This window comes from Maribellus comscasis, assembly GCF_009762775.1.
Taxonomy (GTDB): Bacteria; Bacteroidota; Bacteroidia; order Bacteroidales; family Prolixibacteraceae; genus Draconibacterium; species Draconibacterium comscasis.
In genome coordinates this window covers 7,697,246-7,715,488 of the sequence record NZ_CP046401.1, presented here as the reverse complement: position 1 = coordinate 7,715,488, position 18,243 = coordinate 7,697,246, and the positions used below count along the sequence as shown (strand labels likewise).

General features: G+C 38.9%; 9 protein-coding genes. 8 read left to right on the top strand and 1 reads right to left on the bottom strand.

The window, feature by feature from the left end:
• The first annotated feature begins 187 nt into the window (after positions 1–187).
• The 8 genes from GM418_RS31050 to GM418_RS31015 all read left to right on the top strand — a co-directional run bounded on the left by GM418_RS31050 (position 188) and on the right by GM418_RS31015 (position 14,828).
• Positions 188–3,718 (top strand): SusC/RagA family TonB-linked outer membrane protein, encoded by a 3,531-nt coding sequence (locus tag GM418_RS31050; RefSeq protein WP_158872242.1) that lies wholly within the window; start codon positions 188–190, stop codon positions 3,716–3,718.
• Positions 3,719–3,735: 17 nt separating this feature from the next.
• Entirely contained in the window at positions 3,736–5,451 is a 1,716-nt protein-coding gene (locus GM418_RS31045; protein ID WP_158872240.1) for a RagB/SusD family nutrient uptake outer membrane protein, read from the top strand.
• Between the two features lie 109 nt (positions 5,452–5,560).
• Positions 5,561–6,766 carry a glycosyltransferase WbsX family protein gene (locus tag GM418_RS31040; RefSeq protein WP_158872238.1) on the top strand — a complete coding sequence of 402 codons (1,206 nt, stop codon included), beginning with the start codon at positions 5,561–5,563 and terminating at the stop codon, positions 6,764–6,766.
• 97 nt (positions 6,767–6,863) lie between these two features.
• Positions 6,864–8,336 (top strand): sulfatase, encoded by a 1,473-nt coding sequence (locus tag GM418_RS31035; RefSeq protein WP_158872236.1) that lies wholly within the window; start codon positions 6,864–6,866, stop codon positions 8,334–8,336.
• 22 nt (positions 8,337–8,358) lie between these two features.
• On the top strand, positions 8,359–10,377 hold the full coding sequence (locus GM418_RS31030) for a beta-L-arabinofuranosidase domain-containing protein (protein ID WP_158872234.1): 2,019 nt from the start codon (positions 8,359–8,361) through the stop codon (positions 10,375–10,377).
• Position 10,378: 1 nt separating this feature from the next.
• Complete coding sequence (locus GM418_RS31025) at positions 10,379–11,809, top strand: sulfatase family protein (protein WP_158872232.1); 1,431 nt, start codon at positions 10,379–10,381, stop codon at positions 11,807–11,809.
• A 603-nt stretch (positions 11,810–12,412) separates the two neighbouring features.
• A complete protein-coding gene (locus tag GM418_RS31020; protein WP_158872230.1) occupies positions 12,413–13,237 on the top strand; it encodes a transporter in 825 nt (274 codons plus the stop codon).
• A gap of 31 nt (positions 13,238–13,268) precedes the next feature.
• On the top strand, positions 13,269–14,828 hold the full coding sequence (locus GM418_RS31015; RefSeq protein ID WP_158872228.1) for a HAMP domain-containing sensor histidine kinase: 1,560 nt from the start codon (positions 13,269–13,271) through the stop codon (positions 14,826–14,828).
• A 67-nt stretch (positions 14,829–14,895) separates the two neighbouring features.
• Here GM418_RS31015 and GM418_RS31010 read toward each other — a convergent pair whose 3' ends face one another.
• A complete protein-coding gene (locus tag GM418_RS31010; RefSeq protein ID WP_158872226.1) occupies positions 14,896–18,180 on the bottom strand; it encodes a S41 family peptidase in 3,285 nt (1,094 codons plus the stop codon).
• Positions 18,181–18,243: the final 63 nt, after the last annotated feature.

The following is an 18,243-nucleotide window of genomic DNA, read 5'->3' as shown; positions in this document are numbered from 1 at the left end:
TATGAAATAAACCAATCGACCTGTTTTTACTGCTCAGGAAAAATAAAGAAGCAGAAAATGGCACTTTCCGCTTCTTCAAAAGTAGTTGATAAATAATCTTAGTACTTATTCAAACTAATTCAAAATTATGGAAAAAAAACGAAGTATCCATGGGCTTAGTCCGTGCGTATTCAAAATGTTAAGAATTATGAAACTAACATTTTTATTGATTTTAATCTCGTTCATCGGAGTGTTTGCTTCAGAAAGTTATTCTCAAACAACAAAGCTTACACTTTCTGCAGACAATTTACGGCTGGAAGATTTTTTAGTAAAGATTGAGAATCAAAGCGAGTTCCGCTTTTTTTATACTGGTAAAATTGATGTTGAACAGAGAATAAATGGAGATTTTCAAAATAAAAAAATAACCGAAATTCTGGAGGAAATAGAGAATGTAGCCAATATAAAGTATGAAATAATGGGCCGGCAGATAATTCTTTCTCCAAAGAAAACAAACAACGAACAAACAACTCAACAACAAAAAACAGTTTCAGGGAGAGTTATTGATTCTGAGGGGCAGCCGCTGCCTGGTGTAACTGTAGTCGTAAAGGGAACAACACAAGGAACGGTAACCAGTGCGGACGGAGAGTATTCATTGTCAGGTATTACAACTAATGTTACTCTTCAGTTTTCATTTGTTGGTATGAAAACTCAGGAAATTTTGGCCGAGGGACAAACAACCATTAATGTCAGGATGGAAGCGGATGCAATTGGAATTGAGGAAGTTGTGGCCATTGGCTACGGAACGCAGAAAAAGGTAAATATGACAGGTGCTGTTGACGTTGTAACAAGTGAAAAGTTGACCAATCGCCAGGCCCCCACAGTTTCACAGTTATTACAAGGAATTTCACCCGGTATGAATTTCGAAATCAATAACCAGGAAGGATTTCAACCCGGGGCGACAATGGATATTTCAATTCGGGGAACCGGCTCTCTAAATGGAGGGGAACCCTATATATTAATCGACGGCATTCCAGGAGATATTAATAACCTGAATCCTGAAGATATTGAATCGATATCTGTACTAAAGGATGCAGCGGCCTCGGCGATATATGGGGCAAGGGCTCCTTACGGAGTGATTCTGGTTACCACAAAAAAAGGAGAAAAGGATAAAAAGCTAAGTGTTACCTATTCTGCTAATGTTTCTCTTAATACACCTCAACCTTTGCCTCAGCCGTTAGATTCATATACATGGGTCAGGGCACTTAACGAAGCAGGAGCTAATCGTGGAGGAAGCCCGTTTAGTAATGAGACTATTGAAAGGATTATTGCTTATCAAAATGAAGATTGGGATTATATAGAACAATCGATTCCGAACTGGCCTGAGGGGGCCACAATTTTTGGCGCTTATCCGAATGGTAATACATGGGATCATGCCAATTTAAGTTACGCAAACAATAATTGGTGGGACATTTTTTATGGACACAGTATCAACCACAAACATGATCTTTCCTTTCACGGAGGTTCGAAAAATGCGTCTTATTATTTTTCTGCCGGGTATTTGAGCCAGGAAGGCGTACTGAATTATGGAACAGATACTTTTGACAGAATCAACCTAATGGGAAAAGTTAATCTGGCAATAGCCGATTGGTGGGATTTTTCCTGGGAGACACGTGTAGCAAAAAAAGACAGAGAGAAACCAAGTATGACAAAATATGGTGACTATTCTTTCCTTTTTGGTATGATATCATCAATCGTCTATCCTATTTCTCCAATGTATGACGGATGGGGAAATTACACCCATACATCTGCCATTCCGATGATTGAACAAGGAGGATCTGATACAAATGAAGAAATTGACAACTGGAACAATTTTAAAATGGAATTTCGTCCGTTAAAAGGGTGGAAAATAAATGTTGATTTTGCTTACAATTCTTATTCAGGAATTTACACCAGTATCGATAAAAATGTCCTTATTTACAACGTCGATAAAACAACATCAGTACTTGGTAAAAGTGCTCCGAACAGTATTGAACGAACGCATACTGACAATAAATATTGGACAACAAATATTTATTCTTCTTATGAGTTTTCAATTAAAGATTCCCATCACTTTAACTTTTTGGCAGGGATGCAGTTTGAAAAGGGAAAATACGGTTGGATGCAAGGGTATAAAACAAATTTGATCGTTGAAGATGTCTCCTCCCTGCAAACAGCAACCGGCAGCCCTGTTCTCTCCGAAAGTTTGTCACACATGGCGACAGAAGGATATTTTTCACGTTTGAGTTATAATTATAAAGGAAAATATTTGTTGGAATCGAATGTCAGATATGATGGTTCATATGTTTTTAGAGAAGACAACAGATGGGGATTTTTTCCTTCTTTCTCGGCTGGTTGGAATATTCATAATGAAACATTTTGGAATGTCCCCGAACAACTCATAACCACATTAAAAATCAGGGGTTCCTGGGGGCAATTGGGGAATCAAAATGTTTCTCCTTACAGCGATCTCGAATTGGTTACGATTAATACCGACCAGTTGGCCTGGGTTTTTAATTATGGAGAAACCAGACCCGTGGGATTTACTCAGGCACCTGGAATTGTAAACAGAAACCTTACATGGGAAACAGCTACAACAAAAAATGTTGGTATGAATATTTCATTTCTGGATAACAGATTACAAACTGATTTTGATTTGTATGAAAGACTCACAACAGATATGGTGGGCGCATCAGAAGCAAAACCCGGTGTTTTGGGGGCAAGTGTCCCTCAGGATAATAACTCTTCACTCCGAACAAGAGGATGGGAATTAACGCTCAGCTGGAAGGATAACCTTGATAACGGATTATCTTATTTCGTCAATTTCAACTTGTATGATTATAAATCAGTTGTCACCAAATATTTTAATCCTACCGGAACACTGTCTACCTGGTATGAAGGACAGGAATTGGGAGAAATATGGGGCTACACATCGAATGATTTATTCAGGACACAGGAAGACCTGGATGCCTACCTGGAAACAACCGATCTGTCGCATATTGCAAGCAATTGGAATACTGGAGATATAAAGTATGAAGACACAAATAATGATGGATACGTTAATAATGGGAAAAACACGAAGAGTGACCATGGAGACTTATCGATCATTGGAAATTCAGAACCACATTGGCAATACGGAATTATGGCAGGAATGGAATTTAAAGGTTTTGATTTCTCCATGTTATGGAAAGGTGTGGCAAAAAAAGATATTTATTTTTCAAGTGGTTCAAATATTTTTTGGGGATTTATGAATGGATGGTGGGAAACACAGTTACAATCTCATCATCTCGACTATTTTAGAGACGAAGCGGGAACAAAATACAGCGGTCTTTATGAAGGTGAAGCAAATATAAATACGGATGCATATTGGCCAAGACCCTATTTAAATGCATCAGAAAACAATAAGAATAAGATTTACCCGAATACACGTTATTTACAGAATGCATCCTGGGTGAGATTACAGAATATTCAAATAGGTTATACGCTGCCTGATAACATTATTTCAAAATTGCATTTACAAAAAATGAGAGTGTATTTCTCCGGCGAAAACCTGTTGACATTCAGTGATTTGCCAAATGGAATCGATCCAGTTGCCCCGGTGGGTTATCCGAGAGGTGGAAGCTTTCAGGGAACGCAGGGAGAAGGCCGTTTAACTTATGGTGCCGACAGGATTTTCTCATTAGGCTTAACCATTACATATTAAACCTTAAAATAATTCTTATGAAAAATTTAAAATATACCCAAATCATATTGGCTGTTGCCACAGTGTTGTTAATTAGTTCCTGTGAAAATTTTATTGACCTGCAACCCTTAGACCAGATCAGTATGGATGATTACTGGAAAACATCAACAGATTTGGAAAACTATATGTTGCAGTTTTATCCGACTCTTCCATCATCAATAATAGTTGATGCGGATATGAATTCAGACAATATGTTAACTTCATCTCCAAATACTATTTTGAATGGAGAGAGAACATTAAGAACAGGAAACTGGAAGAATGAATGGAGTAATTTGAGGAATGTAAATATTTTTCTCGAAAATTACGGAAAATGTGAGAGTGAATTTGATGAATATAAACATTTTTTGGGTGAGGCCTATTTTTTCAGGGCCTGGTATTATTTTGACTTATTACAGAAATATGGAGACTTGCCATGGTATTCAAAAGCGTTGCAACTTGATGATGAAGATGAATTGATGAAACCAAGAGAGCCCAGAACATTGATCGCTGATTCAATATTGGTAGATTTAGATAAAGCGCTTTTATATCTGAATACCAGAGAGGAAGCCGGAAACAACAGAATCAATAAAGAGGCCTCACTTGCTTTAAAAACAAGGGTTGCTTTGTACGAAGGAACATGGCAAAAATATCATGCCAATACGCCATTCGGTACATCCGGAGCAAATCCTGATAAATATTTTCAGGCCTGTGTTGATGCGGCAGAAGAATTAATGGATGGAAGTTATTCAGTAGGTGTTTATAATACCGGAAAACCCTCCGAAGACTATTACAAAATGTTTGGATTTGATAACATGTCTGACGTTAATGAAGTTTTGTTTTATAAAGCTTATAATGCGGACGAAGGAATGTCAAACAGTTCCCAGTACCGGCTGGTAAAATCTCCCACGGGAAGCAGTGCAACGATGGAATTAATTTCTTCGTATCTGGGAAAAAATGGCGAACCGTATGATTATATCGAACATAGTAAAACAAACAAAGGGAATGATTTTTTAACTAAAATCGCAGAGGATTGTGATCCCCGTTTAAAGTCCTCAATCTGGATTCCCGGAGATGTAATGGCTTCAGTTTCTGACAATATTGTTTTTTCCATGCCAAATGTAAACGGAGGAGCTTTGGAACTTGTTGTAACAGGATTTCAAATCAAAAAATCGTCAAATCCGGAATCACCGGCAGCAGGGAAAATGTCGGAAGGTAGAAGTGAAACAGGACATATTTATTTTAGATATGGTGAAGTACTGTTAAATTATGCCGAAGCTAAATACGAACTTGACAATACGATCGCGTATGCCCAACTTAATTTATTACGTGAAAGAGCAGGAATGCCTGACTTTGCAGTCAATCCTAAAGAATCGGATTATAGTCCTGTTGACTATGGATATTCTGTTTCTGACGAGCTTTATGAGATTCGAAGGGAAAGAAGGGTTGAGTTAGCTCTTGAAGGATTTCGGGAAATGGATTTTATGAGATGGGCCGCTCATTCCCTTTTCAAAGGAAAGAGATTAAAAGGCTATCCTTTTAATTCAGAGGAGTTTCCGGATTTTTATCCAACACTTGATGAAAATGGACTTATAGATTATCTTTCTACTCAATTACCCAATGGCTATCAATTTAGGGAGAGTCAGGATTATCTTTATTCTATTCCGCAGGATGAAATTACTTTAAATCCTAATTTGGAGCAAAATCCCGGATGGTAAATAGTAAAAAGAATGGTGCTCCTTTGGTATACAGGAAGCGGAGCACCATTAATTTTACACCAAATAAAATAACGCGGCAACTAGTGATAATAATAAAACAAACAAAAAAATGAGTGTACATTTATATTTACTTGTTTATCTTCTGAACTTTCTCTCTTTTAACCCTGTTGAGGAAAAATATCAAACAGCTGTTACCCCTTTGAAAAACTATAATGTGGCAGCATATGTGTGGCCATCATGCCATCATGATGAACGTTTCGGGAATATGTTGTGGCCGGAGGGAGTTGGCGAATGGGAAGTTATAAAAAAAGGAAATCCCCGTTTTGATGGGCATTATCAGCCCCGACAGCCGTTATGGGGATACGAAATGGATAATAATCCTAAAGTGGTGGAAAAATGGATTGACCTTGCTGTCGAACACGGTGTTAATGTTTTTATTTATGACTGGTACTGGTTTGACGGGGGGCCCTTTCTGGAAAGTGCTCTTAATGATGGTTTTCTAAAAGCAAAAAACAACTCGAAAATGCAGTTTTATATCATGTGGGCCAACCACGATGTAAAACGAAACTATTGGAATGTGCACAAATTTAAAGACGATACCTCTCTGCTTTGGGATGGAGCCGTTGACTGGGCCAACTTCAAAATTATTGTTGACAGGGTAATAAATCAGTATTTCAAGCAGCCCAATTATTTTAAAATCGATGAGAAACCGGTGTTTTCTATATTTAGTATAGGTAATCTGCTGGAAGGGTTTGGCGGAAATATAGAAGAGGCCCGGAAAGCACTGGATTATTTCCGAAAGGAAGTAGTGAAAGCCGGATTTCCGGGGTTGCATATACAGTGGAACCAGGGAGGTGGTTCAATCATGTCAAAAGAAGCGGCTACAAAGTTTTCGGAAAGAGTAAATGAAATGGGATTCAACAGTGTGGCAATGTACAACATGGGAGGAAGAAACGAAGATTACCTGATATATGGTTCAAATTCGTTAAAAATAAGGACACAAATGGACTCTTTGTTAAACGTACCGGTATTTCCCTGCGTTTCTGTTGGCTGGGACGACACACCGCGTTTTCCTGCCAAAGGAATAAAAGATGTGGTTCACTATCATAATACGCCTGAGAGTTTTGCGGCTCTTCTGACAAAAGCAAAAGAATATCTTGATAGTCGCCCGGAACAACCCCAAATAATTACCATCAATGCCTGGAATGAGTGGGTTGAAGGCAGTTATTTGCTTCCCGATATGTTAAATGGGTATGGGTATCTGGACGCGGTAAAGAAGGTAATAAATGATAAAACAGATCAGCCGGAAAGGTGAGAATGATTAATCCTTATCTATCGCTTTTTAGCTAAAAAATACAAGGTGTTCGCAGGTAGGTGAAAAATACGACTCATCAATAAAATTTAAGGGAAAAGTGAAAAAAAATATAATTTTAATTTTAAGTATTTTATTGGTTTTTAAAACTGTGGGCTCAACTTGCAGCACTCGGGAAAAACAAGTAAAACCCAATATTGTATTTATTTTAGCCGATGATCTGGGCTGGGCTGATTTGCCTGTATATGGAAACAAGTTCAACGAGGCTCCTGCTATTGCACAGCTTGCAAAAGATGGAATATATTTTCCAAATGCCTACGCTGCATGTCCTGTTTGTTCGCCAACGAGAGCAAGTATTATGTCCGGTCAATATCCGGCAAGAGTGGGAATAACCGACTTCATTCCGGGACACTGGCGTCCTTACGAGAAAGTTATTGTTCCGAAAAACCGCAATCAATATTTACCTTCGGAAATAACAACGATTGGAGAAGCAATGAAATCAGCCGGATATGCAACTGGTTATTTCGGGAAATGGCATTTGGGAAATAAATCCGAATATCACCCGCTAAACCAGGGTTTTGATGAGTCTAATGTGGGACAGGGGTATTATAATGTAAAATTCACACCTCCTCGTGCAGAGGGAACGAATAGGCGATTGTCTGAATTGTTGGTTGATTTTGGCGAAGAATTTATCAGGAAACATCAGAAAGAACCTTTTTTTCTGTTCCTGGCTCATTTTGATGTCCATGTCCAGTTGGATGCAGATCAGGAGTTAATTGACAAATACCGGGTAAAAACCAAAATTGAAGGATATCCGTGTAACGCGGTTTATGCTGCTATGATAGAACACCTGGATCAAAGTGTTGGCAGAATTACGAAAAAACTGGAAGAATTGAAATTGTCGGAAAATACAATTGTTGTTTTCTTTTCAGATAATGGGGGACTCAATAAACGATATGACAGTATCCCGTTATTGGCAGACAGTAAAGCCAGCATGTATAAAAATGATTCATTGTTATATGTCGCTTCTTCAAACAAACCATTGAGAGGAGAGAAAGGCACGCTGTATGAAGGGGGAATCAGAGTTCCGCTAATTGTAAAATGGCCCGCAAAAATAAAAAAGGGGATGGTTTCCGATGGCATTGTAAGCAGTGTTGATTTTTTCCCTACACTTGTAGAATTGGCAGGCAGAAAATTACCTGACGACCAGGTTTTTGACGGCAAAAGCCTTGTTTCTGTATTATTGGGGAAAAACAACGATTCAGAGCGTGCAATTTTCTGGCATTATCCGGTTTATCATCATGACGAGCCGGCAAATGCCGTTCGAAAGGGGGATTGGAAACTTATTCAGAATCTGGTGGATAATCATTATGAATTATTTAACCTGAGAAAAGACATACAGGAAGCCAATAATTGTGCATCAACAGAACCCGGGAAATTGGATGAAATGATCCACATATTAAAAGAATGGCAGCAGGATATCGGGGCAGAATTGCCGTCACCCAATCCCAATTTTAATAAACAAAAACGATATGAATGGGGAACACACCCGGACAGGATAGCAAAACATTAATTCAACCTGAAAAAGTATTAGAATGAAAAAAATAAATTGGACTGGAAAGATCTATCTCTCCTTACTCGTGTTTTTATTAATAACTTTTAATAGTTGTCAAAAAAAAGATACGCAGGAGAAAGCAGACAAGGATTTGGAAATGATCTCCGGGCATTGGCAATTTAAAGGCCATATCGGAGAGTACATAGATAGGATATCTGAACAGCGGATTCTGGATGAAAAAAAATGGGATACAATCTATCCGGAAACAGAAGAGGCCTTTTTGCTCCGGGAAGATGATAAAAATTATCCAACTCGTGGGGAATGGCGAGGGGAGTTCTGGGGAAAGTATCTTTTATCGGTCATTGCTGCTGCAAAGTATTACCACTCCGATGATTTAAAAGAGCGTATCGCTGAAGCTGTAAAAGGCTTAAGTAAATATCAGGATGAAAATGGCTATATAGGAACTTATTCTCATTCCGATTTTCTGGAAGGAAATAACTGGAATGTGTGGAGCAGAAAATATACGCTTTGGGGACTGGTGGAAGCATGGCAGCTTTTGGAAGACGATTCCATTTTGAATATAGCCGGGAAGTTTACCGATCAACTGATTTCAGAAGTAGGACCGGGAGCAGAAGATATTGTAAAAACCGGCAACTTCTATGGCATGCCAAGCAGCTCTATTCTCTATCCTGTTGTGAAACTTTATAATGCAACCGGAGAGAAAAAATATTTGGATTATGCAGAATATATAGTTTTACAATGGAGTGAACATCCTGAAAAGTTACCTGATATTTTGAATAAAGGATTAGGAGGAGAGCCCGTTCATGTCTGGTTTGCAGAAACTGCCCCATATAAATGGGCAAAAGGGTACGAATTTACTTCGTGTGTTGAAGGGCTGGTTGAACTTTATAAAGTAACAGAAAAACAGCAGTATCTGGATGCCGCTAAAAATATACATTCAGCATTGGTTGCGTGGGAACGCACACCGGTCGGTAGTGTTAGTTTTAATGATAAGTATGTTGGGTCTGCTGGATTAATTAATACTGTTTCAGAAGTATGTGATGCGGTTTATTGGAATAGATTATCATTTGAATTATATACATTGACAGCAGATACCAGGTATTTGGAAGAGATTGAACGAACTCTGTACAATTCGCTGTTATGTGCCTTTAATCAGGAAGGAGACTGGGGCCTGAGACGCTTACGAATGTCCCATGTGCATATTCCTGCTATGAATCATTTTTTGGAACACCATCAATGTTGCACTGATAATCTCCCGAGGGGACTTTTCCAGGCGGCCGAAGCAACACTAATTTCAAAGGGTAGTGACATTTATTTAGGGCTGTTTAATGACGGAGAAGGTGACATAAACCTGCCTTCAGGAAATAAAGTTACGGTTAAATTGGATGGTGATTTTTTGAGTACTTCATCTGTTCGGGCAACAATTTCAATTGATAAACCGGAAAAATTTGATTTTTACATCCGTATGCCCCAATGGAGTAGTAACACGATTGTAGAAGTAAATGGTGCCAAACGAACCGGTGAAGAAAAGAACAATTGGTTATCGATTCACAGGGAATGGGAAAATGGTGACGTAATCAAAATTGAATTTAAGTTACCTGTGCGGTATGAAACATTTGATATGTCAAAAGCCAACACTCTTTTTTATCCTGTTGATTTTTATAACAAAGAATGGGCAAACATAGCATTTAAAAAAGGTAGCTCAGAAGAAATGAACCAAAGGTATGAGCACATAAAGAGTCTTCCTGAAAAAGAGGCGTTACCCCAACAACCGGCAGTTACATTTTTTTATGGGCCGCTGGCATTGTCAAGGGATGTCAGGATTACAGAGGGTGATATTTTTGCTCCGGTTTCTATTCCCGAAAATGCTCAAACCATCAAAATAAATCCGGTGAAAACATCTCCCGGTATGTGGAAAGCCTTTGAATTAAACTTAGGCGACGGACAAATTATTAATTTTTGTGATTTTTCCTCTGCTGGAAACACCTGGAGTGATCAATCAAAATTTAATACGTGGTGTATTTTAAAAAACGAATAAAATGAATTTTAAGATATTATTTCTGCTTTTTTTTGTTCTGTCGCTTAACGGTTTTCGTTCATCAAAAGAGAAGGATAACAATCCTCCGAATATCGTATTAATTTACCTCGACGACATGGGTTATGGCGATTTGACTCTTACCGGAGCTACGGATTACAGTACACCCAATCTGGATAAAATTGCCAGCCACGGAATGTTTTTCTCCCATTATTATTCGCCCCAGGCGGTATGCAGTGCGTCACGTGCAGGTCTGCTTACAGGTTGCTATCCCAACCGGATCGGAATTACCGGGGCGTTGAGCCACCGATCAACCACCGGAATTTCGGACGATGAGGAAACTATAGCCCAGGTGTTGAAAAAGAAAGGATATGCTACCGCTATTTTTGGCAAATGGCATTTGGGCTATCAAAAGCAGTTTCTTCCAACAAAGCACGGTTTTGATGAATTTTACGGAATCCCCTATTCACACGATATGTGGCCGCTTCATCCCACCGGCACCTATCCCAATCTGCCGCTTTATGAAAATGAGACAATCGTTAATCCGGATGTCAAACCGGAAGATGTAGCGCATTTCACCGCTGATTTTGCACAAAAAACGATTGATTTTATACAACGTAACCAAGACAAGCCATTTTTTGTATACTGGCCTAATCCTTTGCCACATGTTCCGCTTTATGCTTCTGAAAGATTTAAAGGAAAATCGAAACAGGGAATGTACGGCGATGTTATGATGGAAATAGACTGGGGCATCGGGGAAATTATAAAAACACTGGAAGCAACCGGACTGGATAAAAATACACTGGTTATTTTTACCTCCGATAACGGCCCGTGGCTGAATTACGGAAACCACGCGGGCACCACCGGCGGATTGCGCGAAGGCAAAGGCACATCTTACGAAGGAGGCCAACGTGTACCCTGTTTAATGATGTGGAAAGGAGTGATTCCGGAAGGAGTGGTTTGTAACAATCTGGTTTCAGGTATCGACATTTTGCCCACACTGGCAGCCATTGCAGATGCTCCTCTGCCCAAAAACAAAATTGACGGAGTAAATTTGTTGCCTCTCCTGAAGGGTAATTTCGAGGCAAATCCTCGCGAAACCTTTTTATATTATTACCGGAAGAACAGTCTGGAAGCTGTTCGTCACGGTTCATGGAAACTTGTTTTTCCTCACCCCGGCAGAACTTACGAAGGTTTTCAACCGGGTAACGATGGAAGCCCCGGGCCACTGAACAACAATTTTTCGTTTGAAGGAGGATTGTATGATTTGCGCCGCGATCCGGGAGAACGGTATGATGTTAGCGAATCGAATCCCGAAATTGTGAAAATGCTTGAAAAAATTGCTGAAGAGGCCCGCCTCGATTTGGGAGATGATTTAACCGGTAATCACGGGGAAAACCGTCGGGAGCCCGGAAGAGTTAAACAGGAAAATTAGATGAAGCTTATTTTTTGATAATTAAATTGCTTAAAATTCAACAATAGAGCAGAAAGCCAATAGTTTTAATGCTTTTTAATAAAATACTTTTATTCCTGAATAAATGAATTGTTTTGTCGGGTAGGGCAGATGAAAAAAGGGTGTTTTTGATATTAATTTGTTCAAACCTTTTATCTAATCTCTATAGAGCGTCTGTTAAAAATTACGGCAACAAATCGCATTGCAGCCTAAAGTTTCTTTGTTAATGAACGAAGGAGAAACATAGTACCCCAATAAAAAGGAGATTCAATGGATATACAAAGTCCTCAAATGCGGTACGTGTTTTTTTGATTTTATATATGGCTTTGTCTGTTAAAAATAAGTTTTAGCATAAACTATAAGTTGATCTGAATCTGGCTTCCGCTAAGTCACCTTTTATTTTGCGTTATTATTTATACCCATACAGTGCAAAAGAATGCAGTAAAGTTTCTTTTGATATATTCAATTTCAATCTTTAAAGAGTTAAAGTCTGCATTTTCAAAAATTAATTCCGTTGGAAGATTCTCTTTGTTACTAATTTATTTCTATATTTCGTGTTGGCAATTCTTGATTTACAAATCTATAATGAGACTGCATCTATTTCTTTTTATTTTGCTTAACGTTTTGCTGTTTTATTCAAATGGTGTAATTGCTCAGGATGACACAAGGAAAACTTATAACCAGCCATTGCAGGATGTTTTCCAAACGGAATTGGTATATCCGCAGGAAAAAGGTGAAGTTCAGCTTACTCTAAATCCTGAAATTGGGAACACAGAGGATTTAAACTATATTAACTTTCCTGTCCTTGCTGAATATGGTATAACTGACAATTGGCAGCTTGGATTTAGCTGGAGCTCTTTTCAAAATAATTTTGACGGAAATAACACATCTGTTAGCGGGATTGGAGATATTGAATTTGATACACAGTACAGTTTTATGAACGTTGGCAAAACTAATTTTCATGCAGCGCTTGGTTTTGAGTTGGAAATACCGTTGAGCAGCGAGGAGAAGGGAATTAGTGAAGGTCGGTATGAATATATGCCTTACTCGTTGTTTGCAATTGATCTTCCCTCATTAAATAACATCCAGATTTTTACACAGGCAGGGTTCAGTTTTTCTACAAACAAAGCAGAAAATGATGAAGAGGAAGGAAACAAATTGTTTTTAAGTGGAGGTTTGTTTGTGCCGCTGAAAAACGTAATTTTTGACTTAGAATTAACCAGTATTGGCAATCCATGGGAAAACGGGAATGAGAATCAACTCTATCTTACACCCGGAATTATTTTAAATTTGCCGGGAGGCTGGGAAACAGGATTCGGTACTTCCATCGGATTAAATAAAGAATCGGATAAATATTTAGTTTTAGCCATGGTAACGTTTGAGTTCAACCTCATGGAAGAAAATGACTAAGCTGATTTTTGAAGAATATTAAGCATTAAATATGAAGATTTGGGAAAGAATAATATTGGGCTTTATTTCGGTAATTATCATTATGATAGTTGTTGATGTTAGCGCTTTGATGAATAACATTGAGATTATTAGTCGGGTTGATGATTTGGAAAGTTCAAAGCGGATTGAGTTAACCCAATCCAATAAAGTGGCTTATGTTACACAACGGATAAAATCGAATTTAAGAGAATTATTTCTTGAAATAGAAAGTGATAAAAGACCCCATGAAATAGCCTATGCGGAGGAAGAGGTCAAAACATATATTTCTGATTTACAGTCGTCGTTAAAGATTTTACATGATGCTACAAATACAGGTTATCTCCTTTCTGAAGATGAAGATGAATTGGCCGGCGAAATGGAAGAACTTGCAATTATTGATTCCCTATATGTATTAACTTTTGATTTTGTTGCGGGAGTAAATGAAATTTTGGATTTGTTGGACAATAACGAGACAGACGCTGCTGAAGATTATTTTGAATACGATGTAGAGCCGGTTTCCAGGATATTGCAGGATTTAATATCAGTACTTGTTGTGGATGTTGAAGAAGAAGTTGCCTGGGCAATTAATCAGCTTAATTTGAAAGTAAGAAAAACCATTAGATTAGGAATTTACCTTACTATATTAAGCATTTTATTGTCGTTGGCTATTGGTTCTTATATTTCAAAATCGATTTCAAAACCATTGTATAAGCTTATTTCAGGAACGCGGGAGATTGGGCTGGGTAATCTGGAAGTTGAGGTGAACCTGGATACAAAGGGAGAGTTGCAACTACTGGCCGATTCGTTCAATGATATGGTCAGGGAGTTAAAAGCCAGAATTGAGGCAATTGATAAGCTCAATGAAGAACTGGAAGAATCAAATCAAACCAAGGACAAATATTTTTCTATTATAGCCCACGACCTAAAAAATCCTTTTAATGTTATTCTTGGATTTACTGATTTATTGGTCGAGAATTATAAAGATTTTGATGAGGAAAAACGACAGAGGATTATCCGGGAATTAAATAAATCGTCAAAAGTTATATACGACTTACTTGAAAATTTATTGACCTGGTCGCGTTCGCAAAGCGGGAAAATAGAATTATATCCGGAGATTCTCTCTGTAAACTCGATTATAGACAACAGTGTTAATTCTTATTCGGGAGTTGCAAAACAAAAACAGATTACGATTCTGAATAATATTTCGGAAGAGACGAACATTTATGCAGATGAATTTACAATTACTGTAGCTATTAATAACATTTTAAACAACGCGGTTAAATTTACACCAGACAAGGGATTAATAGTTATTTCCACAATAAAAAACAAAAATCAGATAGAATTAAGGATAAAAGATACCGGCATCGGAATGAAAAGTGAAATCATTGAGAATCTGTTCCGGTCGAAAAAAATAACATCCACTCCCGGTACCCGGAGAGAACAAGGCACAGGTCTTGGCTTAATTCTGATAAAAGATTTTACAGAAAGAAATAAAGGTAATCTTTCGATTATAAGTGAACCGGAAAAAGGAACCGAGTTCAGATTATTATTTCCAGCTGCAAAATCAATTTAACAGTCTTAAATTATTTAAGCTGCAATTTCAGAAATGATACTTCTCAGGTAAAAGGTACAGAATTGTTTTATTTTAATTCAAATCCCTGTGGTCGTTTCCATCGAACAGGCGCGGGAGGTTCCGGTTTTAGTTGAAATTCGTTATCCTTCAGCAAATCGAGCGCAACCTGAACTGCTTTTTCCAGTTGCGGATCTTTACCCTGCAGCACCAGTTTGGGTTCCTGAATAACCTCAATGTCGGGTTCAACTCCTTCGCCTTCAACAGCCCAGTTCCCGTCTACATCAAAAAATCCGCCACGCGGAGCTACCATACGTCCGCCATCGATAAAACGAGGCGTATCCCAGGTGCCAACCAGCCCTCCCCATGTTCTGGTGCCAACAAGCGGCCCAAGGTTTTTGAATTTAAACATGTACGGAAGCAGATCGCCGCCGGAACCGGCACGTTCGTTTATCAGCATAACCTTTGGCCCCCAAATTCCGGCCATTGGTGTAGTCCACGGTCGATGATTGTTTGCTTTGCTGTTGAAATATCCCAGCAATGTACGATCCAGAACATCGATCATATAATCTGCTGCAGAACCGCCTCCGTTGTTTCGTTCGTCGAGCACCACTCCTTTTTTATCCTGTTGTGCAAAATAGTAACGGTTGAAAAAAGTAAAGCCACCTTGTCCGGTGTTAGGAAGGTAAACATAGGCCAACTTCCCACCTGAAAGTTCATCTACTTTTTTTCGGTTACTTTCTACCCAGTGCATGGTTCTTAACTGTCTTTCATTTGAGACAGGCTCTACGGTAACTTTTTTTGCATTCTCCGGAGAAGGAGATGAATTTACAGTTATTGTAGTAGTTCTGCCGGCAGTTTGCTCAAATAAACTGTAAGGATTTACAGGTGCTTTTAGTTCTTTTCCATTAACAGCGAGTAAATAATCGCCCTCATGTACTTCCATTCCGGGCATAGTTAAAGGAGCTTTAGTATTTGGATTCCAGTTTTCACCGGTATATATTTTTGAAATTTTATAGTATCCGTTTTCTTCGGTAAAATCGCAGCCCAGCAAGCCTACAGGAACCTCGTTGATATCGGGCATATCTCCTCCGCTTACGTAGGAGTGACCAATAGAAACTTCTCCGCTTAAAATATCAACAACATAATTCAAATCAGTGCGATGCCGTACATCGTTAATCCACGGCGAATACCATTCGTAGATTTTATCCCAGGGGGCACCGTGTACATTGTCAACATAAAGAAAATCGCGCATGTAACGCCAGGCTTCTTTAAAGATTTGATGGTACTCCTGCTGTGGATCAATTTTTATTTTTAGTGAAGTATTTAGCCTGCCAGCGTCATTTTTTGGCGCAGATGCACTACCGGCAATAAACCACGAGCCACCTTTGTTATATAAAATATTTTTCGCGTCAGAAGAACTTACAATATTTTGAATCCCGCTTAAAAATTCTTCTGCTTTTTGTTCTTTTAAATCAAATTTTTGGATTGTAAGTCCTCTCTGGTTCGGAACTGACTCCGCAACCAAAACGGTATTTTCAGGTCCCGCAAGTAATCCGGGGTAGTTACGTTCCGGCATATTAAGGGCGATAATTCTGTTTTCTATGCCGTCGAGATCAATTACCACATCTTTGGATTCTTTCTCCTCCTCTGTTGGTTCTTCATTTTTTTTCTTTCCTTTTTCTTTTTCTGCAACGTGTGTTTTCTTCTCCGTTTCTTTTTGTGTCTCTTCATCATCGCTTTTGGGAAGAAGGGGCGATTTTTCATCTTTGGAAAGAACAATACAATAAAGCGAACGTGTAACCTGCGGGTCGTAAGAACTCATGTCGAGCCATCCGGTATTTAATCCGTAGTTTGTGCTTGCCAGAATGTACATGTATTTTCCACTCTGATCCCAGGCAGGAGAAACAACGTCAGCCATTCCATCGGTAAGTTGAAGGGTTTGCGGGTTTTCCGTATTATATACAAAAATTGCTTTAAAGCTGCTGTTTAATTGGCTTGAGTAGGCAATCCATTTGCTGTCGGGCGACCAAACCGGGTTCATTTCGCGATTGGGGTGCGCAAATACATCTGTTGCCACAAGTGTAATGTATTTCGTTTCCAAATCAATAAACCAGATGTTGTAATCGGTGTCGGTGTAAGCAATTTTTTTCCCATCGGGTGACCAATCAGGCCTGAAAAAGAACGTGGGGTTTTTTAATTCGTAACTTTTCTGGTTTTGCCCAAACTGATCGGAAACTACCAACTGATATTCCCCGCTTTCATCCGAGAACCAGGCAATTTTATCTCCTTTGGGTGACCATGCCGGGTAACGATCAGCTACACCGGGGGTGTTGGTTATATTTCGCCATGAGCCGTTTTCTTTTGGAACGGTAAATATTTCACCGCGGTATTCAAAAATAGCGCGTTTTCCATTTGGTGAAATGTTGGGATTACCAAGACTGTTTCCGCTTACATTTTCCCACCGTTCACGCGCAAAATTCATGTCGCCGCTGACGTGAATTTCCAGTTTTCTGGTTTCACCTGTTTTTGAATTCAGAAGATGCAGGTAACCACCCTGTTCGTAAACAATCTGGTTTTTCCCGGCATCCATGCTTTTTACATCAAACTGTTGATGGAAGGTGTATTGTTTTTCCTCTTTTGTTTCGGGATTAAAAGACCAGATATTGCTGGCATAATCTCTTTCAGAGAGATAAAATACTTCATCGTCAAACCAAACCGGGTCGAGATGTCTTTCTTTGGTAGGCTGCGCTGTGCGTATCAGTTCTTTTGTCTCTCTGTTTACAATCCAAACGGGCATAGCTTGTCCGCCACGGTAGTTTCTCCATTCCGGGTCCCAAAATGTTATAGGAACATAGGCGATATATTTCCCATCCGGCGAGATCTCTCCATAAGCAGCTCTTGGAATTTCGAGTGCTACAGGTAATCCCCCTGTTAACGGAACTTTATACAGTTTGTTGGTTTGAGTCGGATGACTTTCTCTTGATGAGCGAAAAACTATTTCTCCTTCCGGAGTCCATCCCTGTACATAGTCGCCGCCGGGATGCCACGTTAATCGTTGGGGAGAACCACCTTCGGCCGGAATAACATAAACATCGGTATTCCCGCCGTATTCCCCTGTAAAAGCAATCCATTTTTCATCAGGCGAAAAATGAGGAAAAGATTCTTCTCCTTCATTTGTCGTTAAGCGAATTGCATCACCTCCGTCGATTGGTGCTTTCCAAATATCATTGGCATAAACAAAAACAATACTGTTCTCCGAGATTGTTGGTTGCCGCAACAATTGCGTACCTTGTGTAAATCCATTTAAAACCAAAGTTGTGCAGATAAAGACAAGAATGTATAAACGCTTCATGAGATGTCAATTTTAGAAATAATGTATTCAGATAATTTTCAATAATAATAAGTAAAAATAATA